This is a genomic window from Streptomyces sp. NPDC004721 (assembly GCF_053601495.1).
On sequence record NZ_JBSGBZ010000012.1, the window covers coordinates 132,714 to 153,627 of the forward strand.

The 20,914-nt window shown below is 74.0% G+C and carries 19 protein-coding genes and 1 pseudogene; 9 read left to right on the forward strand and 11 right to left on the reverse strand.

From position 1 onward, the window contains the following. Nucleotides 1–2: 2 nt before the first annotated feature. The 6 genes from selA to ACWEK3_RS13990 form a co-directional block, all read right to left on the reverse strand. Entirely contained in the window at nt 3–1,301 is a 1,299-nt protein-coding gene (selA, locus tag ACWEK3_RS13965) for an L-seryl-tRNA(Sec) selenium transferase (RefSeq protein ID WP_450537809.1), read from the reverse strand. A gap of 493 nt (nt 1,302–1,794) precedes the next feature. After that, entirely contained in the window at nt 1,795–2,208 is a 414-nt protein-coding gene (locus tag ACWEK3_RS13970; RefSeq protein WP_384083258.1) for an SRPBCC family protein, read from the reverse strand. 101 nt (nt 2,209–2,309) lie between these two features. Next, nucleotides 2,310–3,482: an AI-2E family transporter gene (locus ACWEK3_RS13975; protein ID WP_450537808.1), complete on the reverse strand. Its 1,173-nt coding sequence runs from the start codon at nt 3,480–3,482 to the stop codon at nt 2,310–2,312. Between the two features lie 268 nt (nt 3,483–3,750). Next, nucleotides 3,751–4,494, reverse strand: coding sequence for an SOS response-associated peptidase (locus ACWEK3_RS13980; protein ID WP_453249749.1), 744 nt, complete (start codon nt 4,492–4,494; stop codon nt 3,751–3,753). Nucleotides 4,495–4,610: 116 nt separating this feature from the next. Then, nucleotides 4,611–5,723, reverse strand: a complete 1,113-nt coding sequence (locus ACWEK3_RS13985; protein ID WP_453249750.1) for a sensor histidine kinase — start codon at nt 5,721–5,723, stop codon at nt 4,611–4,613. Nucleotides 5,724–5,725: 2 nt separating this feature from the next. Next, the gene (locus tag ACWEK3_RS13990) at nt 5,726–6,472 is read right to left on the reverse strand and encodes a response regulator transcription factor (protein WP_450537805.1); all 747 of its coding nucleotides are present in this window, start codon (nt 6,470–6,472) and stop codon (nt 5,726–5,728) included. Between the two features lie 409 nt (nt 6,473–6,881). On the opposite strand from ACWEK3_RS13990, the gene ACWEK3_RS13995 reads away from it, so the two are divergent. From ACWEK3_RS13995 to ACWEK3_RS14010, 4 genes and pseudogenes are all read left to right on the forward strand, one after another. After that, nucleotides 6,882–8,531 carry an NlpC/P60 family protein gene (locus ACWEK3_RS13995; protein WP_453249751.1) on the forward strand — a complete coding sequence of 550 codons (1,650 nt, stop codon included), beginning with the start codon at nt 6,882–6,884 and terminating at the stop codon, nt 8,529–8,531. A 107-nt stretch (nt 8,532–8,638) separates the two neighbouring features. Continuing rightward, a pseudogene (locus ACWEK3_RS14000) lies at nt 8,639–9,130 on the forward strand (PP2C family protein-serine/threonine phosphatase); the annotation flags it as partial. Nucleotides 9,131–9,277: 147 nt separating this feature from the next. Beyond that, nucleotides 9,278–9,640 carry a hypothetical protein gene (locus ACWEK3_RS14005; protein WP_453249752.1) on the forward strand — a complete coding sequence of 121 codons (363 nt, stop codon included), beginning with the start codon at nt 9,278–9,280 and terminating at the stop codon, nt 9,638–9,640. A 143-nt stretch (nt 9,641–9,783) separates the two neighbouring features. Then, entirely contained in the window at nt 9,784–9,996 is a 213-nt protein-coding gene (locus tag ACWEK3_RS14010) for a hypothetical protein (RefSeq protein ID WP_453249753.1), read from the forward strand. A gap of 613 nt (nt 9,997–10,609) precedes the next feature. On the opposite strand, the gene ACWEK3_RS14015 is transcribed toward ACWEK3_RS14010, so the two are convergent. Further along, nucleotides 10,610–11,881, reverse strand: a complete 1,272-nt coding sequence (locus ACWEK3_RS14015; RefSeq protein ID WP_453249754.1) for a PP2C family protein-serine/threonine phosphatase — start codon at nt 11,879–11,881, stop codon at nt 10,610–10,612. 218 nt (nt 11,882–12,099) lie between these two features. Between ACWEK3_RS14015 and ACWEK3_RS14020 the strand changes: the two genes are divergently transcribed. Beyond that, the gene (locus tag ACWEK3_RS14020; protein ID WP_390874374.1) at nt 12,100–12,468 is read left to right on the forward strand and encodes an STAS domain-containing protein; all 369 of its coding nucleotides are present in this window, start codon (nt 12,100–12,102) and stop codon (nt 12,466–12,468) included. A gap of 23 nt (nt 12,469–12,491) precedes the next feature. On the opposite strand, the gene ACWEK3_RS14025 is transcribed toward ACWEK3_RS14020, so the two are convergent. Further along, nucleotides 12,492–14,108, reverse strand: coding sequence for a N,N-dimethylformamidase beta subunit family domain-containing protein (locus tag ACWEK3_RS14025; protein WP_453249755.1), 1,617 nt, complete (start codon nt 14,106–14,108; stop codon nt 12,492–12,494). 312 nt (nt 14,109–14,420) lie between these two features. After that, a complete protein-coding gene (locus ACWEK3_RS14030) occupies nt 14,421–14,984 on the reverse strand; it encodes a hemerythrin domain-containing protein (RefSeq protein ID WP_453249756.1) in 564 nt (187 codons plus the stop codon). 210 nt (nt 14,985–15,194) lie between these two features. Here ACWEK3_RS14030 and ACWEK3_RS14035 point away from each other — a divergent pair, with 210 nt between their 5' ends. The 4 genes from ACWEK3_RS14035 (at nt 15,195) to ACWEK3_RS14050 (ending at nt 18,762) form a co-directional block, all read left to right on the forward strand. Further along, nucleotides 15,195–15,740: a DoxX family protein gene (locus ACWEK3_RS14035; RefSeq protein WP_450537798.1), complete on the forward strand. Its 546-nt coding sequence runs from the start codon at nt 15,195–15,197 to the stop codon at nt 15,738–15,740. A 60-nt stretch (nt 15,741–15,800) separates the two neighbouring features. Then, on the forward strand, nt 15,801–16,337 hold the full coding sequence (locus ACWEK3_RS14040) for a hypothetical protein (RefSeq protein ID WP_453249757.1): 537 nt from the start codon (nt 15,801–15,803) through the stop codon (nt 16,335–16,337). Nucleotides 16,338–16,468: 131 nt separating this feature from the next. Further along, entirely contained in the window at nt 16,469–16,972 is a 504-nt protein-coding gene (locus ACWEK3_RS14045) for a MarR family winged helix-turn-helix transcriptional regulator (protein WP_450537797.1), read from the forward strand. Between the two features lie 83 nt (nt 16,973–17,055). Further along, nucleotides 17,056–18,762 carry an MFS transporter gene (locus ACWEK3_RS14050; protein WP_453249772.1) on the forward strand — a complete coding sequence of 569 codons (1,707 nt, stop codon included), beginning with the start codon at nt 17,056–17,058 and terminating at the stop codon, nt 18,760–18,762. 34 nt (nt 18,763–18,796) lie between these two features. Here the strand turns inward: ACWEK3_RS14050 and ACWEK3_RS14055 are convergent, their stop codons facing one another. Further along, nucleotides 18,797–18,970, reverse strand: coding sequence for a CsbD family protein (locus tag ACWEK3_RS14055; protein ID WP_361413733.1), 174 nt, complete (start codon nt 18,968–18,970; stop codon nt 18,797–18,799). Nucleotides 18,971–19,080: 110 nt separating this feature from the next. Then, on the reverse strand, nt 19,081–20,580 hold the full coding sequence (locus tag ACWEK3_RS14060) for an MFS transporter (protein WP_453249758.1): 1,500 nt from the start codon (nt 20,578–20,580) through the stop codon (nt 19,081–19,083). Nucleotides 20,581–20,914 lie beyond the last annotated feature (334 nt).

Sequence of the window (20,914 nt, forward strand, 5' to 3'; positions counted from 1 at the left end):
CCCTACCTCTCCGCCGCCGACCGCACCGCCTCGGCGACGCGTACGTCGTCCCGCGGCGGCACGGCGCGCAGGTCAAGCAGGCACCGTCCGGCCTCCAGGCGTCCCACCACAGGTACCTCCCCGGTGCGCAGGACGGCGGCGTACGGCTCCGGCAGGGACAGCGCGGCGCTGGGCAGCGTCACGCCCGGTGCCCCGCCGCCGCCGACGGTGGCGGTCCCGGCGACGGCCCGGACGTCCTCGACCCCGGCGGCGGCCAGTTCGGCGGCGAGGTGTTCGGCCCGCCGCATGAGCCCTGCGGCGTCGGCGGTGAGGTATGCGGCCGTCGGGGTCCGGGGGCCCGTCAGGGTCGCCTCCAGCGCGGCCAGAGTGAGCTTGTCCACCCGCAGGGCGCGGGCCAGGGGGTGCCGGGTGAGGGTGCGCAGGAGTTCCGCGTCGCCGAGGAGCAGCCCGCACTGGGGGCCGCCGAGCAGTTTGTCGCCGCTCGCCGTCACCAGGGCCGCGCCGGACGCCAACTGGGTCTCGGCGTCGGGCTCGTCGGGCAGCAGCGGATGGGGGGCGAGCAGTCCGGAGCCGATGTCGGCCACCACCGGAACGCCCAGCGCCGACAGATCGCGGACTCCGGCGGCCCGAGTGAAGCCCGTGATGAGGAAGTTGGAGGGGTGGACCTTCAGGACGAACGCCGTGTCGGGGCCGATCGCGTCGGCGTAGTCCTGGACGGTCGTACGGTTCGTGGTGCCGACCTCGCGGAGCCGGGCCCCGGTGGAGACCAGCAGGTCCGGCAGCCGGAAGCCGTCCCCGATCTCCACCATCTCGCCGCGGCTGATGACGATTTCCCTGCCCGCGGCGAGCGCGGTGGCGGCGAGGACGAGCGCGGCGGCGCCGTTGTTGACGACATGGGCCGCGGCGGCGGACGGCACCCGGCCGCGCAGCGCGTCCAGGGCCGTACGGCCCCGGCGGGCGCGGACGCCGGTGCGCAGATCGAGTTCGACGTCCGTGGGCCCGGCTGCGTCCTGCACCGCCTGGCGGGCCGCCGCGGACAGGGACGCGCGGCCGAGGTTGGTGTGCAGCAGGACCCCGGTCGCGTTGATCACCGGACGCAGCCCGCCGACCGCCCGCGGCAGCAGCGCCACGGCGGTGTCCGCCACCTGCTCGGGGGCGATGTCGCCCTGGCGTGCCCGCTCCTGGGCCCGCCGGACCGCGGCCTTCACCGGGCCCGGTCCGAGCCGCGCCGCCGCGTCCACCAGGCGCGCGTCGCGCAGGACGGCGTCGGTGCGGGGGATCCGCCGGCGGGCATCGCTCACCGCACGGTGATGACCGGTCGGACCGTGACGGGTCGGGCCGGAACTACGGGCGTCCGCATCGGGCTCCTGGCCCGCTCGCCGCCCCGTGACCTGCTGCTCCACCTGGCCTCTCCGTCCACAGACCGACCTCGCGGGGGTGTCAACGCCCGCCCATGGTCTCCCAGTGCCCGCAGCCGTCCGCACGACACGCCGTACGACAGGTCGGGCTTCCGCGCACCCGCTGCCCGGCCGCACTGCCGGGCAGCCGCTCGGGTACCCGGCCGGGACCGGACGACCCGCCCCGGCCTGTCTTCGCGTCACCACCGTCCGTCCACGTGGCCTCTCGGGATGCCGACTCGCGAACCGGCGTCCAGCGTCTGCCACTGGAAGGCGCCACAGGGCGTGATCCCGGCGCGCGGGGCGAGCCGCCAACGGTGGGCGGTGCGTGACGGTACGTCAATCCCGTGGGAGGACAGCCGGGAAGACAGCCGTGGGGCGTGGCCCGGTCGGGGCGTCAGCCGCCGGTGTGCTCGGTGCGGAGCCGTACCTGCTCCTCCAGGCGGCTCAGGCTGCTGTCGAGGGCGTCGCAGGCGGCGCGCTCGCCCGGATCGTGGCGGTCGTCGAAGAACGACAGGTGGACGGTCACCTCGCTGGCGCCGCTGCCGATGCCCGCGACCTGGAGCCAGCCCGCGTAGCCGCCCTGCTCGCGGGTACCCCACTCGATCCGCATCTGGTCGCGTTCGGCGCGCAGCTGGGCGGCGGTGTCCCGGTCCTCGTGGTCCTCGTGCACCGTGACGGCGGGGGGCTCCTCCACGTGCACGTGCAGTTCACCGGGCAGCCAGGCCTCGAACCGGCCGACGTCGGCAGCCTGGTCGAAGACCTGCTCGGGCTGAGCGGGCATCGTGCGTGAACGTTCGTACTCGGCCATGACGGCACCGTTCCTCCGCTCGGGGGGTCGTACGACGAACGCGTGCCCCTTCTGCCACGGCCGAAAAGCGCCGGCGCCGGAAACCGCCCACAGGCGGGACGTCAGGGCGGGGCGCGCCGTAGTGCGCGCAGCACCGCCCAGGAGACAGAGACGAACGGGACGGCGACCACGGCGCCGATCACGCCCGCGACGATGCCGCCCGCGATGACGGAGACGGCGACGACGAGCGGGTGCAGGCGCACCGCCCAGCTCATCACCACGGGGTGCAGCACATGTCCTTCGAGCTGGCCGATGACGACAATGAGGACGAGCACGGCCACCGCGGTGAGCGGGCCGCGCCCCGCGAGGGCGACCACCGTGGCCACGCCGAGCGCGACCGGTGAGCCGATCAGCGGCACGAACGAGGCGAAGAACTCCAGCAGCGTCAGCGGCAGCGCGAGCGGTACGCGCAGCACCAGCAGGACGACGCCGACGAGTACGGCGTTGGTGGCCGCCACGATGATGATGCCGCGCGTGTATCCGGCGAACGTCCGCCAGGCGGCCTGCCCGGCCCGGTCCCACACCGGCCGGGCCTCGCTGGGCAGCAGCTGGTCGCGCGCCCACCGCCAGAGGTTCTCGCCGGAGTGGATGAAGAAGACGGAGGAGAAGACCGCGAGGGCGCCCCCGGTGACCAGTTCGACGAGCCTGCCGAAGCCGCTGAGCGCGCTGCTGAGGAGCCCGGCGCGGTGGGCGGACAGGTAGGCCAGGACCTGCTTCTGAAGGTCGGCCAGTTTGCCCTGGCTGAGCCGGAACGGCGGGCGCTGGAGCCACTGCTCGATCCTGTGGATGCCGCCGCCGAACTCGCCCGCGAGCTTCGCCGACTCCCCCGCCACCGCGTTGCCCACGAGCGCCAGCAGGGCGAGCAGGAGCAGCAGGCTGCCGACCAGGGCGACGGCCACGCACAGTGCTCGGGGCAGAAAGCGGTTCAGCAGGTCGGTCGGGGGACGCAGGATCGAGGTGATGACCAGGCCCAGGAACAGGGCCACGGCGATGAGCTGGAAGCGGCCGAGGACGGTGAAGACGCCGTAGACGACGATGCCGACGAGGGTGAGGCGCCAGGCGTAGGCGGCGGCGACCCGCAGCCACGGCACGGTGCTCTCGGCCTTCGGGACCAAGGGAGCGGTGCGGGCGCGCGGCGGGAGGCGTACGGAGTGCGCCGGGCGGCTGCCGGGCAGCCGGCCCGCTGCCCGGCGCCCGCGGCCCGGCCCGCCCGCCGGAGCGCCCGCACCAGCCACCGCGCCTCCCCTTCCGGACCGGCCGTCCCGTCCGGGCCGTCACACCCGGACCGCCGGACCGCGCCGCCTTCGACACCGCCTGTCGAGCGCTGGTGAGCACCCTTGAGGCGTCTCGAGCCCTCTTGGGCCCTCTTGAGCACCGTAAGGGCTGGTCGGGCGGGGCCATGGGTGCAGTTCGCCCGGGTGGGCGGTCATCGGGGGCATCAGGGGGAACGGATGCCCGTCCGGCGCACGGCGCGGTGCGGGTGGGCCGGGGCGGTCCGGCCGGTCACGGCGGTGTCTCCGCCAGCAGTTCGGGGCCGTTGTTGCGGACGTTGTTGACAGCCGGGGAGACGGGCCGGGCGCCGAGCCTGCCGTCCGCCGGGGGGCTCAGCAGCGCCCGCAGTTCGCCGGGGTCCTGATGACGGGGGTCGAGCCAGGCGTCGTAATGGTCCGGGGTAAGGGCCAGCGGCATCCGGGGGTGGACGCGGCCGGCCTCGTCGGTGGCCTCAGTGGTGATGATGGTGCACGTGGTCAGCCAGGCGGCGGGGTCGTCGTCCCGCGCCACGTGCGGGTCGCGCCAGTACGCGTACAGGCCGGCGAGCGCCATCAGCGCGCCGTCCTCGGGGCTGATGTAGTAGGGCTGCTTGCGGGTCCTGCCGGTGTCGGCGGACTTGATCTGCTGCCATTCGTAGAAGCCGTCGGCGGGCAGCAGGCAGCGGTGCCGGACGAAGGCGCGGCGGAAGGCCGGCTTCTCGTGCACGGTCTCCACCCGGGCGTTGATCATCCGGGTGCCGGCCTTCACGTCCTTCGCCCAGGACGGGACCAGTCCCCAGCGCAGCGGCCGCAGCTCCCTGCGTACGGCGGCCGCGGTGCGGTCCTCGCGCGGGGCGCGTTCGAGAACGGCCCACACCTCGTCGGTCGGGGCGACGTTCCAGCTCGGCGCCAGCGCCTCCGCCGGGCGCCACTCGGTGACCCGGAAGTGCCGGACCAGATCTTCCGGACCGCGGGTGGAGACGTAGCGACCGCACATGGGGCCAGGGTGCCACGGCGGCACGGCCGCGGTCGGGAGCGCCTCACGGGGCGGGGAGGCGGCGGGCGGGGCTCCCTCCTCACGGGCGCTGATGGGGGCTGGTGAGGTTGGTGGGCTCACGCCTCCCGTGCCGGCAGGGTCACCTCGAAGCGGCAGCCGCTCGGGATGTTGCGTACGGCGGCCCGGCCCTGGTGGGCCTCGACGATGCCGCGGACGATGGCCAGGCCCAGGCCGGCTCCCGCGGGGGGTGTGCGGGCGTGGGTGCCGCGCCAGCCGGTGTCGAAGACGCGCGGGAGGTCCTCCTCGGGGATGCCGCCGCAGCCGTCCGTGACGGACAGGACGACCCCGCCCGGGGACCGTGCGGCGGCGACCGCGACCGTGCCGTCGGCGGGGGTGCGACGGATCGCGTTCACCAGCAGATTGCCCAGCACGCGGCTCATCTCCTTGCCGTCCACCTCGACCGGCACCGGATCGACGTGGTCGGCCACGAGGTGGACGCCGAGTTCCTTCGCCAGCGGGTCCGCCCCGGCGAGCGCGTCGCCGACCAGGTCGTACACGGAGATCCGGGAGCGGGTCAGGGCCAGGGAGCCGGCGTGGATGCGGGACAGCTCGAACAGGTCGCCCACCATGTCGTTGAGGCGCTCCACCTCGGTGCGGATCTGCCGGAGGTAGCGGTCCGGATCGGCGGCCACCCCGTCCTCCAGTGCCTCGGACATGGCGCGCAGTCCGGCGAGCGGGGTGCGCAGGTCGTGGGAGATCCAGGCGACGAGTTCCCGGCGGGAGGTCTCCAGGGCGCGCTCACGCTCCCGGGACTCGGCGAGCCGGGCGCTGGTGGCCGCCAACTCGCGGCTCAGAGACTCCAGTTCGGCGGTCGCCGGACCGTGGGGCGCGGCGAAGCCGCCGCCGTCGCCGAGTGAGCGGGCCGCGCGGGCGAGCTCGCGGCTGCGGGCGACGACCCAGCGGCCCAGGAGCAGCGCGGTGGCCAGGGACACCACCGCCGCCATCGCCACGACGGTGGTGACGACGGACAGGTCGTGCGCGGACAGGAACATCGCCTGGGCCACGGCCAGGGTGCCGGTCAGCATCGCACCCACCGCCACGGCGGCGACCACGGCGAGCGAGGCCGTCAGCGAGCGCCGCCGGATCAGCCGCAGCGCGCCCGCGCCGAAAAGACCCGCCACGGCGGCGCCGAGGAAGGCGTACAGGGCGATGTACAGGGTGTCGCGCACCGTCAGCTCCCCTCGTGTCCGGTGGGGTCGAACCGGTAACCGACGCCCCACACGGTCTGGATGAGGCGGGGCCGGGCCGGGTCGTCCTCGACCTTGCCGCGCAGCCGCCGGACGTGGACGGTGACCGTGGAGAGGTCGCCGAAGTCCCACCCCCACACCTCGCGCATCAGGTCCTCACGGCTGAACACCCGGCCGGGGTGGCGCAGGAAGAAGGAGAGCAGGTCGAACTCGCGGAGGGTGAGCGCGAGTTCGGCGCCGTCCTTGGTGGCGCGGCGGCCGGGCGGGTCCACGGCGAGTCCGGCGGCGGCGAGCGGCCGCGGCGCGGTGGCGGGCCGGGTGCGGCGCAGCACCGAATCCACCCGCAGGACGAGCTCGCGGGGGCTGAACGGCTTGGTGACGTAGTCGTCGGCGCCGACCTCCAGACCCAGGATGCGGTCGTCCTCGTCGCCGCGGGCGGTGAGCATGATGACCGGCACCGGGCCGCGCCCGCGCATCCGGCGGCACACCTCGAGGCCGTCCATGCCCGGCAGCATCAGGTCGAGCACGACCAGGTCCGGCCAGTGGGCGGCGGCCCGGGCGAGCGCGGTCGGCCCGTCCCCGGCGCGGTCGACGACATGGCCCGCGCGGCCCAGGTAGCCGGAGACGATCTCGGCGACCGTGGCATCGTCCTCGACGACCAGCACCCGCGCCGCCCCGGGCGGCCGCCGCTCGCCGGACCCGGCACCCGTGGGCTCGTACGACTCCTGCATGCCCCCAGCCTGACACCATCCCCACACCCACGCCGCCCTCGAGCCCTCCCCGCCCTCGGACGTCCGCATTCCGTAAGGAACCCGGGCCGGACGAGCGTGAGGCACCTCACGGGAAGGTCACGAATACGTATCGGACATTCCACGCTTCAATCTTCACACCAGGCACACATGTTCGCTAAGTTGACGACCAGGCCGCACGATTGCCTCCGGCGAGTCACGTCGGATCGTGCGACCTCCGCCGAGTCCGGTACGCCCCCACAGCGGCCGGAGCCGGGGAACCGACCAACCTCGGGGTGAAGCGGCTCAACTGTCCCTCCGGACAAGGGCCGTAGGGCACGCCTTCCACAGAACGTCCGCCCGATGCCGAGAGCAGAACCGGTAGGCGGCCCACGGGAGGAGTGCGTCCTTCTTGACGCGGGAACGACCGAGCGACGACAGGCCCAGCCGCGCCGAGGTCCAGCAGCGGATCAGCAGCCTCTACGACCAGGCGGAAAACGCCACGGGGAATTTCAACGCCACCCGCGCGATGAGCAAGAGCGCACGTACGCGGCGCGGTTCGGCTGCCTGGAGCGGTTCCGGGGGATCCGATCCGGCGCTCGACCGGGTGGCCAGGAAGTGGTTCGACGTGGGGCGCGCCCAGTTGGGTCCGACCATGCCCGCGGTCCTGCCGTCGGACCGTATGCCCAACCCGGCCAACTCCCCTGCCGCCGCGCCGAGTAGGCGTCCAACGGATGTCCGCGAGGGACTGGGCCTCGATGCGGGCAGGGCACCTCGGCCGGAGCTGACCGCCGGCCCGGCAGGCCCGGTACCCGAACTGCCGGCGGCGGTACGGGACGTCGCACCCCCACCGGAGTTGCCGGCCGCACCCACCGCGGCCGCCTCCCCCGTGGCGGAACTGACCGCCCGCTCCATGGAACCGCCGTCCACCGGGACGGCGGGACCGGTGCCCACCGGCACCATGGAAGTACTCCCCAACAGGACCATGCAGCCCCCGCCCACCGGCACCATGGACCCGCTGCCGAACGGGACCACAGGGGCCCTCCCGACGGGAACCATGGAAGCGCCGCCCACCGGCACCATGGGAGTCCTCCCCGCCGGCATCATGCAGCCGTCGTCCACCGGCAGCATGGGAGTCCTCCCCGCCGACATCATGCAGGCGCCACCCATCAGCACCATGGAGGCGCTATCCGCCGGGGCATTGGAGGAGTCGGCTACCGAGGCCATGGAGGTGCTCAGCACCGGAAGCCCGAGCACTGCGACCCCGGCCGCGGGCCCCGTCGCGGGGTTTGCGGGCATGGCCGAGGCGGGGCGTGAGGCGGTTGGCGGGACGGGTGTCCCGGTCGCCCGCCACCGGCAGGCCGCGGTGCAGCGGCCCGCCAAGGAGCGGATGCGGAACAAGCTCGCCCGGGCCGGCGAGATGCTGTCCCGGCACGCCGAGCAGCAGAGCGCGCCATCGCCCGCCGCCGTGGGGCCGCGCCCGGCCGAGGAGCCCCGGCCCGCGCCTCAGCCGGAGGCGGCCCAGTGGCAGCAGCACGCCACGGGACTGTTCGACACGACCCCGCCGCTGGACGGCAACTCGCTCTTCGACGCCAGCCAGGCCGGCGGCCCGGGAGCGGCAGGCGAGGCGGGAGCCACCACCGGCCCCGACCCCGCCACCAGACCCGGCGCCGGCGTCGGCGACAGCCCGGTCTCGGCCTACGAGCGGAAGGCCGCCAAAGCGCTGGCCTTCGCCCGCGCCCAGATCGGCAAGCCGTGCGTGTGGGGAGCCACCGGTCCGGGCTCCTACGACTGCTCGAGTCTCACCCAGGTCGCCTGGCGGGCCGCCGGGGTGGCCCTGCCTCGTACCACCCACGAACAAGTCGGCTCCGGCGCGGCGGTCCAGCTCGCCGAACTGGAGCCGGGGGACCTGATCTTCTTCTACGGCGAGGTCAGCCACGTGGGCCTGTACGCGGGCAACGGCACCATGGTTCACGCCCCGAGTCCGGGCGCGTCGATACGCGAGGAGTCGATCTTCTTCGCGGGCCCGCGGGCCATCCACAGCGCGATACGGCCGGCCTGAGCCGCCGCGGCCGCCACGGATGGGGAGGTCCGGGGAGCCGGAGCCTCCCCACCCGCCGTTCACGCGTCCTTGCGGCCCACCCCGGCGTACACCCAGAACTGCTCAGCCCGGCCGAGCTCATGGACCGGCTGGACGCCGTCGCCGGCACGACGCCCGGCGCCTCCTTCGCCACCTGCATCTACGCGGAGTGGGACGCGGAACTGCACACCTGCACGTTCGTCGGCGCCGGCCATCCACCGCCCCTGATCCGTGGTCCCGGCCGCCCGGTGGCGCCGGTCGCCCTCGCCTCCGCCGGTCTCCCGCTGGGGCTGGCCACGAGCCCCTACGAGCCGACCGTGCTGCACCTGTCCGAGCCGACCCTGCTGCTGCTCTACAGCGACGGTCTGGTCGAGTCCCGCACCCATGACATCGACCAGGGCGTCTCGCGTCTCGCCGGCGCCCTGGACGCCGGGACCGACGACGTACCGGACGCCGCGCACCCGGACGCCCTGCCGTCGCTGTGCCGGCGGCTGCTGGCCGACTCCGGTCACGACGGCGCCGACGACGTCACGGACGACCGGACACTGCTGCTGGCCGAGCTGACCCCCGGGAAGAACTGACGGGGGCCGGGGAGGCCCCTCGGGCTGCCGCCCTGGGCTGCTTGTCGCATGAGCGGAAGCGGCCGTTCGAGCGGTGTCCTCACCTGATGTGGTGAGGGGTTGCGGCAGGAGGCGTACGCAGGCGGCGCAAGCACCGTTGGCTCCGGCATGGAGAGCACTTCTCGGGCCGTGCCGCGCTCGCCCGGCCACCTCCCCGCGGAACAGCCCTACGCGGAACCGGCCGACGGGCCGTCGAACCAGTCACCGGTCCACTCGCCACCCCGCACCGTGGACCTGGCACCACCGCGGGCCACCGGGCAGCACGCACCCGAACCGTCCGGAGTGCAGTGGGCGTCCTTCGCGGACGCCGGCGCGCCGCCACCGGCCGGGGCGTCCACGGGGCGGGAGCCTGTCACGCCGTTGCTGCGGCCTTGGGGCGTCGGTTCCGAGGAGCCGCCGCCGGAAGGGGCGGCGCGGGTCGTGCCCGCGGTCCCCGCGGTGCCGGTGCCGCGCGGGCTCCCGGGCCTGTGAGTCCGGACGAGGAAGGGGCCGGGCCGTTCCCCGGGGCCCGGCCCGGACTGCCCGGGGCACCGCTTGCTCACGGCTCGGTGACGGCGGCATCACGATGGTGGGCGTGGGCGTTGCCCGGCCCCGGGGGTGTCGTTGAGCGCGGCATGGAAGCGTGGGAGGACGGCGAATGCCCCTGGTGCCGCTCGCTGCTCGGCTCCGGCCGGGCCTTCACCGTTCCGGACGCCGGGCTCCGCGTCGATCGCCCCTGGCACTGGAGCGGTGTCGGCTGGCCGGCCTGGTGGGAACGCGCACGCCTGGTCATGCTGCCGGTGGCGGCCCTCACCGTGGCAGCCGCACTCATGCTGGCACTGTCCTGACCGGCCGGCCGCCGCGAGCGCGACGGCCGAGGGACCGCGCTCACGGCGGCGGCAGGTTGATCGGCCCAGCTCAGGTCTTGCTCAGAAAGGAGACGGAAGACTGGTGGTGCGCCTTCAGCGCTGACATGGTCTCGACAGCCGCCGGCCGGACAGCGAAGCAACGTCATCATCCACACGCCGCATTACGACGGCTGGGCTGACTCGGAGAGCTGATATGTCTTGCCGAACCCGTGCGGTGGTGAGCATCGCGTGTGCCGCGGTGCTCCTGTCCGTCTCCGCGTGCACCACGGATCATTCGGACGCCGGGCAGCCCACGCGGCTCCAGGCCTCCACGACACCGGGCCCGGCAACGGCCGGCACCGTGGCCGACACCACGCAGTCCTCCCTGCGGAAGCCGCCAGCCACCCCTCCGGCCTCAGCCGGCCGCCGCGCCGGGCCCGCCCTGGACAGAAACCGGCGGGCACCCCCGCACGACGGAAGTACGGTGGCGTCCCCCGCCAGCCGCCGAGCCGACGACGGCGCGCCCCGGGCATCGCGCCGGGTCCCGCCGGCCATCAGGCGGGTCCGGCCGGCCTCACCGGAGACACCGTCACCATGGCCACGGCCGGGCTTCTCACGGGCGAGGGCGCAAGCGGGCCGCGAGCACCGCGACGTCGTCGTCCGTCTGGCCGGAGCCCGGGGCGCACAGGAATTCGCCGAGGATGCCGTCCAGGAGTTCGCCGGCTTCCGTACCGGGCCCCGTCCGCAGGCCCGAGAGCCGGGCGAGCGAGGTGTCGATGTCCTCGCCGCGCCGCTCGATCAGCCCGTAGGTGAACATGACCAGGGTGTCGTCCGGCGCGAGGGGCAGCCGCGTCGCTTCGTGGGCGGCGAGCCCGGTGCCGGGTCCGGTGCCGATCGGGGGGCCCACCCGCAGCGGGACCGGAGCGGCCGTACCGTCGTGGTGGAAGAGGACCGGCGGCAGGTGCCCCGCGCTCGCGAACTGGGCCGTGCCGTCCGCCGGGTCCAGCAGGGCCAGCAGACAGGTCGCCGGGCGGCGGCCGCTCTCCGCGGACATCATGGCGTCCAGCCGGCGAAGGATGCCGTGCGGCGCGAGGTCGGTGGAGGCGACGCACCGCAGCGTCGAGCGGTAGGCGTTCATGTCGACCGCCGCGTCCAGGCCGTGGCCCATGACGTCACCGACGACCAGCAGGACGCGGCCGGAATGCAGGTGCAGCGTCTCGTGCCAGTCGCCGCCCACGCGCCCGCCCGTGCCGCAGGGCACGTGACGGGCCGCCAGCTCCACGTCGGGGTGCGTACGCTCCGGGTCGGCCGGCAGCACTTTCCGCAGGTCCCACACCCTCGGGCCTGCCTCGCGCTGCTCCTCCGCGTGCCGCATGTGCGCGGCGGCCAGCCGTGCCGCGTAGTGGACTGCCGCCGTCTCGTGGTCGTCGAAGGACCGGCCGGCCCGCAGGACGAGCACGACCCCGTAGACCCGGTCCCAGGCCAGCAGCGGCACCGAGAGCGTCACCAGGGCCGCGCCACCGTGGGTGGACGAGGCCGTGATCGGGTGGCCCGCGTCCAGGGCGCGGACGGAGACCTGATCGCGCGGGGCCTTCTCCAGGCTGTCGAGGAGGTCGCGCCGCCCGGCCACGGCGGCGGAGCGCAGGGACTCGCCCGGTTCACGGTGGCCCTCCTGCGGGCCGTAGAGATCGACGGTCGCGGAGTCGCACAGCTCGTCGACCAGGAAGGCGGCGAGTTCGGCCGCCGTCCTGCGGTCGTCGAGGGTCGTGCCGATCGCGGCGACCGCCCGCCGTGCCAGTGCGAAGCGGTCCGTCGCGGCACTCCCGGGGCCCGACACCAACTCGCCTTCCACCACGACCCCTTTCTCGCGTTCTGCCGGATTCATCCCAGCATCGAGGGCAGACATCGACGGGTAGCGACCCGCGGCGCCGGGACTGCCGGAGCGGATTCTTTACCGAGGTGAGGGGTGGTGCACCGGGTCGGGGAGGGTCAATGCTCGCCGGACTCCCCGAACGTCCACTCACCACGGGCTTCACAAAGCCCTAACATCATGGTCAACACCCCCCTGACCATGGCCAGATGTTCACGAGAAGCGAGGGCAGAGTGGCAGAGACCGAGGGACCAGCGGTGCCCGAGCGGCTGCTGATCACGCGTACCACGGCCGACGACGGGAGCTGTGTCGTGGCCCTCGCCGGAGAGGTCGACCTCGACTGCAGCGCACGGCTCCGCGACGCCCTGCTGTCCTGCCCCGCGACCGCGCCCGGCACGGTGGTCGACCTCCGTGACGTGACCTTCATGGACTCCAGCGGCATCAACGCCCTCATCGCCGCCCACCAGGCCGCACAGGCGGGCGGCACCCGGCTGCGCCTGGCCGCACCGCAGGAGGCGGTCCTGCGCGTGCTCCAACTCGTCGGCTTGGACACGCTCATACCCTGCTACCCCACCCTGGAGGCGGCCCTGGCGGCCCACTGACCCGTACCGCCGGAAAAGCCGGATCACCCCGGCGTCCCGTACACCTGCCGCGTGTTGGGGCGGGGTGCCGGCCGGTGCCGGGCCGCGGGGCCCTCGGCGAAGGCGCGCAGCAGGTTCTCCGTGGTACGGGTGACGAAGGTCCGGGTGCGGGCGTCCAGGCCGTGGTCGCGGCCCCCTTCGGGGGTACCGGCCATCAGCGCCTCCACCCAGCGCATGGTGCCGGTGGCGAAGACGCCCGCCCCGCTGGGCACCGTGTAGTACGCCGAGTCGCTGTGGCTGCGGGCGCCGGCGCACACCAGCGGCGAGTGCGCGGTGATCTCCAGCGGTTCGGGCACGGGCGAGCCGGGAGTGACCCGGTCGTACTCCACTCCGACCAGATGGTCGAAGCTCTCGCCGGGGCGGGCTCCCGTTCCCCCGTACAGCCAGTGGTCCGCCGCGTGCACGACGTAGGGGGCGTCCACCGGATAGCCCTCGTACAGGACCCCGGTGAGGGACGACTCGGGGTCGGCGCCCGGGGCCTGCCGGAAGTCTGTGGTGACCAGGGCCGGACGGGACGGATAGCAGGGGTCGTCCCGGTAGGCGGACTTGTAGCAGACCACGGTGCGTCCGGCCTCCGCCCCGCCCCCTTCCAGGCGGACCCGGCGGAAGCAGGTGTTGGCGCCCAGGAACGCCACGTTGGTGCCCGCGTCGCGGGCCTCGGCGACGTGCCGGCGCTGCTCGGGCGTCCAGTATTCGTCGTGGCCCAGGCAGACGACCGCGGTGGCGCCGCGCAGCACGCCGGGGTCGTGGTGCAGATCGGTTCCGGTGGTGTACGCGAGGGGTATGCCGAGGCGTTCGGCGAGGACCACGGCCGCCCATTCGTACACCAGGAACTTCTCGGCGCCGTTCGCGTCGTAGGGCCGGTCGAAGGTCACGGCCAGGGAGCGGGTCGCGTACGCGCCGGAGGCCCCGGAGTACAGGCTGGAGCCGCCCCAGCGGTTGTACGCCTGCCAGGTCGCCGGGGCGTGCAGGAGTACGGTGCGGCCGGCGCCCTGCGTGGAGCGCACGATGAGCGGGACGTACCGCTGGTGGCCGTGGTCCGCGTCGAGGCGCAGCAGGTAGGCGCCTTCGGGCCAGCCCTCGGTGCCGAAGGCCAGGGTGCGCGGCCAGTCGGCGCGGACGGTGCGGGTGGCCGACAGCGTCCGGGCGGCCGGCTGTGCGCGTCCGCGCACCGGACCGGAGCGCCACACGAGCCGGGCGTGGCTGCCGCCGTACCAGCCGACGCGGAAGGCGGAGACGCGGAAGGATGACGCCGTGGTCGACACGTGCAGGCCGCACTCCTGGCCCGGGGTGACGCTGATCCGGTCGGTGTAGCCGGCCACCGCGTCCGGCGGGCCGAGGGAGCCGATCCGCCAGTCCCGGGTCCCCGGGCGGTCCCGGTCCGCCTCCGGGCGGCGGCTGTCCGCCGCGGGGGACGGCCTGTTCGCGGACGTGTGGTCGCAGGCGACGGCCGCCGCGCCCAGTCCGGCCCCGGCGCACAGGCCTAGGAACTGCCTGCGCGCCGGGCCACCGTGCCCGGAGCCCTTTCCCGTGCGCTCCGCCCCCGCGTGTCCCGTGTCCTCCGTATCCCCCGTGTGCTCCAGTGCGTGGTGCGGGCTCACATCGCCTCCCTGGGGGTGAACGGGCCCTCCCCGCGGATTCCGACGCGCCTTCGTCGAAGGTAGCGGCTGCGGCGGGGGTCCGCACGGCCCGCGCACACCGGGCGCGACGACCGCGGGCGCGGCGGACCTGGACTGCCGGGTACGGACCTCGGGTACGGGCCGTGGCTATGGCCACCGAGTGCGCCCGTGGCACAGGCGCGCGTACGGGCACGACCGCGGGGCCGTCGGCCGGTGACGGTCCTGACGGCCCCGCGAGCGAGGTGGTCCGCGCGTTGCCGGTCGGTCTGCGCGCTGTCGGCCCGGCGCCTGTCCTCAGTCGGTCTTGCCGCGTCCGGTGACGGAGTCCCGGATCCGGTCGACCAGTCCCGCGCCGGGCGCGAGGAGCTTGTTCACGGGCGGCCTGTCCGGAGCGGCGGGGTGCGGCCGGGTCGGTGCGGTCTTCTTCGCCGAGCGCACCTTCTCGCCGAGCTGTTCCAGGTCCTCGGGCCCGGTGGCCTCCCTCAGCAGGGGGAAGAGGTTCTGTTCCTCGTCGGTGACGTGCTCGCGGATCTCCCGCATCAGACGGCCGACGAGCTCGTCGAACCGCGGGTCGTCCGCGCCGAGGCCCTCCAGGTCCTTCATGGTCCGCTCGGCCTCCGCGTGGTCCTCGATCTCCCGGTCCGCGATCGCGTCGCCGTCCCGGACTTGGTGACGCACCGCCGGGTACAGGTACATCTCCTCGGCCACGGAGTGGCGGACCAGTTCGATGGTGGCCTGGTCGGCGAGGTCCTTGCGCCGCGCGTTCCCCGCCGGGAGGGCCTCCATCTGCGCGAAGATCTCCTCCACTTCGCGGTGGTCGGTGGTCAGTTCACGAATGACGTCTCCGCCGTGTCCCATGGCGGGGCTCCTTGCTGCTGGGCATTGCGGGTCTTACCGCTGGACCGCCGCCGGGTTCCCGCGTCGGGCGCCGGCACACCGCCGAGCGGGCGCGGGTCACGCCCGGCCCGATTGTCCTCGCGTGGCCCGGGAACCCGGGCTGACGCCGCACACACCTGTCACACCCCTCACCCCCTCACCCCCTCACCCCCTCACCCCTGGGAGAGGATCATGAGTCTGCTGCGCGTGGCCGGTCGTCCTCTGCTCGCCTCCATGTTCGTCGCCGGAGGCATGAACTCCCTGTCCAGTCCCGAGGCGGTGGCGACGGCCGCCGAACCCGTCGTACGGCCGATCACCGAGCGGGTGGCGGTGCTGCCGGACCGCACCGAGCAGGTCGTGCGGCTCAGCGGCGGCGTCCAGGTCGTGGCGGGCGTGCTGCTCGGCCTGGGGCGGTTTCCGCGGCTGTCGGCGGTGGCCCTGGCCGCGACGCTGGTGCCCACCACCCTGGCCGGACACCGCTTCTGGGAGGCGGAGGACGACGCCGGGCGCGTCCAGCAGCGCATCCACTTCCTGAAGAACCTGTCCATGCTGGGCGGTCTGCTGATCGCGGCCGACGACACCGGCGGCGCGCCGTCCCTGCTGTGGCGCGGCCGTCACACGGCCCACGAACTGCGGCGCGAGGCGCGGCTGGTGCGCCGCTCGGTACGGGCCACCGCGCGCCCGGCCGCCGCGGTCGGCGGCCTGCGCGCCAAGCTGCCCGCCCGGAACGGCGCATGAACGGCGAGGGCCGCGGCTGAACGGCGAGGTGCGAGGCTCCCGCGACGAGGAGGACACGCGATGAACGAGAACGCCCGCTCCGGGGGCCGCCTTCCGGTGTTCACCGGGCAGTCCGGTCACGACCTGCTCGGGATCTATCTCAACGACCACCTGGCGGGCGCCACAGCGGGTACGGACCGCTCCCGCCACCTCGCCGTGGCGTACCGGGGCTCGGAGATCGGCGACGCGATGGGCCCGATCGCGGCCGAGATCGCCGAGGACCGCAGGAGCCTGCTGGAGATCATGCGCCGGCTCCGGATCCCCGTACGGCGCTACAAGGTGTACGCCGGCCGCCTCGGCGAACGGGCCGCGCGGCTGAAGAGCAACGGCGGCCTGATCCGGCGTTCTCCGCTGACCTCCCTGCTGGAGCTGGAGCTGCTGCAGATGGGCGTGCAGGGCAAGGCCTGCGTGTGGGAGGTCCTGCGCGGGCTCGCCGACCGCGACACGCGCCTGGACCAGCAGCAGCTCGACGACCTGCTCGAACGGGCCCGGCGGCAGCGGCGCGTCGTCGAGGAACTGCGCAGGCTCCAGGCCGCGGAGGTCTTCCGGGACCGCTGATCCGCACCCGCGGTGCCACTCGGGGGACAAGGGACCCGCGGGGCCGCCGACCGCGGCCCATGTGCGTGCATGGCCCAACGATTACCGACGCTTGGTTCAACAGTCCAGACTGATAAACCTATTGTTACTACGTGGACGTCGAACAGGCCGGTGCCGGCACGGCGGCCGGCCCCCCGGAGAGCACCGAAGGCACAGCAAGCCCCGAAGGCACGGAAGGCTCGGCTCCCCTCGCCTCCGATCTGCGCGTGGTCGTCGCCCGGATCACACGGCGGCTGCGGCAGGCGCACGCGGTGGGTGACGTGTCGCTGTCCGGCATGTCGGTGTTGGCCCGGCTCGCCGCCGACGGCCCGGACTCGCCGGGCTCGCTGGCCGAACTGGAACGCGTCAGGCCGCAGGCGATGGCGGCGACCCTCGCCTCGCTCGAACAGCGCGAACTGGTCCTGCGCTCCCCCCACGCCGTCGACCGGCGCCGTTGCGTGGTGGCCGTCACCGCCGCCGGGCGCGACATGCTGGCCGAGCGGCGCACCGAGTCCGTACGCCGGCTCGCCGACGTCATCGCGGAGTTCACACCGCGGGAACAGCGCAAGCTCGCCGCCGCGCTGCCCCTGCTCGACCGGCTGGCGGAACGGCTGTGACCCCCCGTTCGCCTGCCGCCGTGGGCCCCGGCTACAAGTGGGTCGCCCTGTCGAACACCACACTCGGCGTGCTGATCGCCACGATGGACGCCTCGATCGTGATCATCTCGCTGCCGGCGATCTTCCGCGGCATCGGGCTCGATCCGCTCGCGCCGGGCAACATCAGCTATCTGCTGTGGATGATCCTGGGCTATCTGCTGGTCTCGGCCGTGCTGGTGGTCGTACTCGGCCGGCTCGGCGACATGTTCGGCCGGGTGCGCATCTACAACCTGGGGTTCCTGGTCTTCGCGTGCGCGTCCGTCGCACTGTCCCTCGACCCGTTCAGGGCCGGGGCCGGGGCGCTGTGGCTGATCCTGTGGCGGGTGGTGCAGGCCTTCGGCGGCTCGATGCTCACCGCGAACTCGGCCGCCATCCTCACCGACGCCTTCCCCGCCAAGCAGCGCGGGATGGCCCTCGGCGTCAACCAGATCACCGCGCTGGCCGGCCAGTTCCTCGGGCTGCTCGCGGGCGGGCTGCTCGCCACCGTCGACTGGCGTGCCGTGTTCTGGGTGAGCGTCCCGATCAGCGTGGGCGGCACCATCTGGTCCTACCTGAGCCTGCGGGAGACGGCGCCGGGGCGGCGCGGCCGCATGGACTGGCCGGGCAACCTCACCTTCGCCGCGGGTGCCGGGAGCCTGCTCGCCGCGATCACCTACGGCATCCAGCCCTACGGCGGGAACGCCACCGGCTGGGGCAACCCGTGGGTCCTCGCCGGGCTGGTGGGCGGCTGCTTCCTGCTGATCCTGTTCTGCTTCATCGAGACACGCCCCCAAGTTCTCGGCTTCGCTCGAGCAGGGGGGACCCCCATCCCTGAGCCCATGTTCCACCTCGCGCTGTTCCGGGTGCGGGCGTTCGCCGCGGGCAATCTGGCCGTGCTGCTGACCGCGATCGCGCGCGGCGGGCTCCAGTTCATGCTCATCATCTGGCTCCAGGGCATCTGGCTGCCCCTGCACGGCTACGACTTCGAGGACACCCCGCTGTGGGCGGGCATGTTCATGCTCCCGCTGACCCTGGGGTTCCTGCTCGCCGGTCCCGTCTCCGGCTATCTCTCCGACCGGTTCGGGGCCCGGCTGTTCTCCACGACCGGCCTGCTGCTGGTGACCGCGTCCTTCCTCGGACTGCTGGCCCTGCCGGTGGACTTCGCCTACGGGCCGTTCGCGGCGCTGCTGCTGGTCAGCGGGTTCGGCCAGGGCATGTTCTCGGCGCCCAACACATCGTCGATCATGGGCAGCGTGCCGCCGGAGTACCGGGGCGTGGCCTCGGGCATGCGCTCCACCTTCCAGAACTCCGGCACCGCGCTGTCCATCGGCGTGTTCTTCTCACTGATGATCTCGGGGCTCGCGTCCTCCCTGCCGTCGGCGCTGGGCGACGGGCTGCGGGCGCACGGCGTCCCGGCGGCCGCCGCCGAGCACGCCGCCTCGCTGCCGCCGGTGAGCACGCTGTTCGCCACGTTCCTCGGCGACAACCCCGTACAGCACCTGCTCGGACCGAGCGGAACACTCGATCGGCTGCCCGCGGCGCAGCAGCAGGCCCTGACCGGGCACACGTTCTTCCCGCAGCTGGTCTCCGGGCCCTTCCACCACGGTCTGACCATCGTCTTCGGCGCCGCCGCCGCGATGGCCCTCGTCTCCGCGGTGGCCTCGGCACTCCGCGGCCGTCACCGGCTGCCCGACGAAGGGTCCCTGCGACCGGCCCCACTGCCCGGGAAGACGCCGGCGGGACCCTCGCTCGACGAGCAGGGGTCCCGCTGAGGACGCTTGGGTCGTCGCCCTCGTCGGTCGGGGGTCAACCCTTGAAGACGTCCTTCGTCTTCTCCTTGGCCTGGCGGGCGTTGCCCTTGGCCTTCTCGGCCTGTCCCTCGGCGGTCATCTTCTCGTTGCCCACCGCGCGGCCGACCGTCTCCTTGGCCTTGCCCTTCATCTGTTCCTTCTTGGCCTTGCCCTTCTGGTCACCAGCCACTGTCGCTCACTCCAAGCACATCGCTGTCGGTGTCACCCTCCGGGTGCTCGGCGGGGCGGCGGGCAAACCTCCCGATCACGCTCCCGATCACGACGAGTGACCGGCTTGGGTCAGCCGTGGCCCGCACGGGTGTGCTCGGCGCGGACTCCGCGCGCATCGCGCCGGCCGCGGGGGTGCCGGTCGCGGCGGAGGTCGAGGACGGCGAGCGCCAGGGCTCCCAGCAGGGCCACGAGGGCGCAGCCCACGGCGAGGGCGACGGCATCGTGGTAGTCCTTGCCGTTCGCCGCGAGCACCATGTAGAAGAGGCCCGGCAGGGCCGCCGTGCCCACCGCGCCCCCGAGCCGCTGCCCGGTCTGCAGGGCGCCGCCCGCGGCCCCGGCCATCCGCACCGGCACGTCACTCAGCGTCATGGTCACGTTCGGGGAGATGACGCAGCCGCTGCCCACGCCGCCCACGAACAGGGCGGGCGCTGCCCACCAGGCCTCCGCGCCCGGCGGAGCCGACCGCAGGATCAGCGCGGTGGCCCCCAGCCCGACGACGACGGTGACCAGCCCCCAGAGGGTCAGCAGCCGCCCGAACCGCTCCACCAGCCGGCCCGAGACCACCGCCGCGGCCGCCGAACCGATGGCGAACGGGGTCACCGCGAGACCGGAGTCCAGCGGCTCGTAGCCGAGGCCGTCCTGGAAGAACAGGGCGAACACCAGCCACACCCCGCTGAACCCCACGAAGTACAGCGCGCCCAGCGCCGTGCCCGCCGCGTAGCCGCGCGTGCAGGTCAGCAGCCGTGGGTCCAGCAGCGGCCGGCCGTCGCGCGCCGCGACCCACCCCTCCCAGCGGGCGAAGGCCGCCAGGAGTGCCAGCCCCACCGGGAACAGCCACCACAGCCAGCGCAGTCCCCCGCTGTCGGCGAACACCAGGGGCAGCATCAGGCCCAGCACCCCGGCGCCCAGCAGGACCACGCCCGGCAGGTCCAGGCTCTCGCGGCGGCCGCGCGCCACGCGGGGCAGCAGCCGAAGGCCCAGCAGCAGCGCGACCGCGCCGATCGGCACGTTGACGTAGAAGATCCAGCGCCATCCCTGGGTGCCGTGCGCCAGTGCCAGAATCAGGCCTCCGGTGACGGGTCCCACCGCGCTGGAGATGCCGACCGTGGCGCCGAAGAGGCCGAAGGCGCGGCCTCGCTCGGCCCCGCGGAACATCTGCTGGATCAGCGCCGAGTTCTGCGGGGCGAGGCAGCCCGCGCAGGCGCCCTGCGCGATCCGGGCCACGACGAGCCAGGCGATCGTGGGCGCGGCGCCCGCTCCGGCGCTGCAGACCACGAAGCCGGCCAGCGACCACAGGAAGATCCTGCGCCGCCCCATGGCGTCGCCGAGCCGGCCGGCCGGGACCAGGACGAGGGCGAACGACAGGGCGTAGCCGGAGACGACCCACTGCACAGCGGCCGGCGAAGCGCTCAGGTCCCGCTGCATCGACGGCAGCGCCACGGCCACGATCGTCACGTCGAGCAGGCTCATGAATCCGGTGGCGAGCGTGACCCACAGGGCCTTCCAGCGCCTCGGATCGCGTCCGGCCGTATCGCCGGTGCGTCCGCCTGCCCGCGCGTCACTGGTCACGAAGGCTCCTCGTTCACGAAGGCTCCTCCCGCTTGACGCCGAAGCACGCACGGCGGTCGGAATCCGCGCGGTCGAGCCGCGTTCCCCGCCGCTCACGTTTGCGGCGCGGGCCCGACCGCGGGGAGCGGCCCCGCATCTCCGACGGCTGCCGTTCGCGTACCCCGGCCGCCTCCCGTTCCCACGGCCGGCCCATACAGTCCCCGTTGACGCGATCCGCGGGCTCAAAACCCGTCGCCGGCCTGCGGCTGTACGTCCCGGACGACACGCACCTGTTCGACGGTCCGGAGGAGATCGCCCGGCGCTTCCCGTGAGCCGACCCGGCCGTGCCGCACCC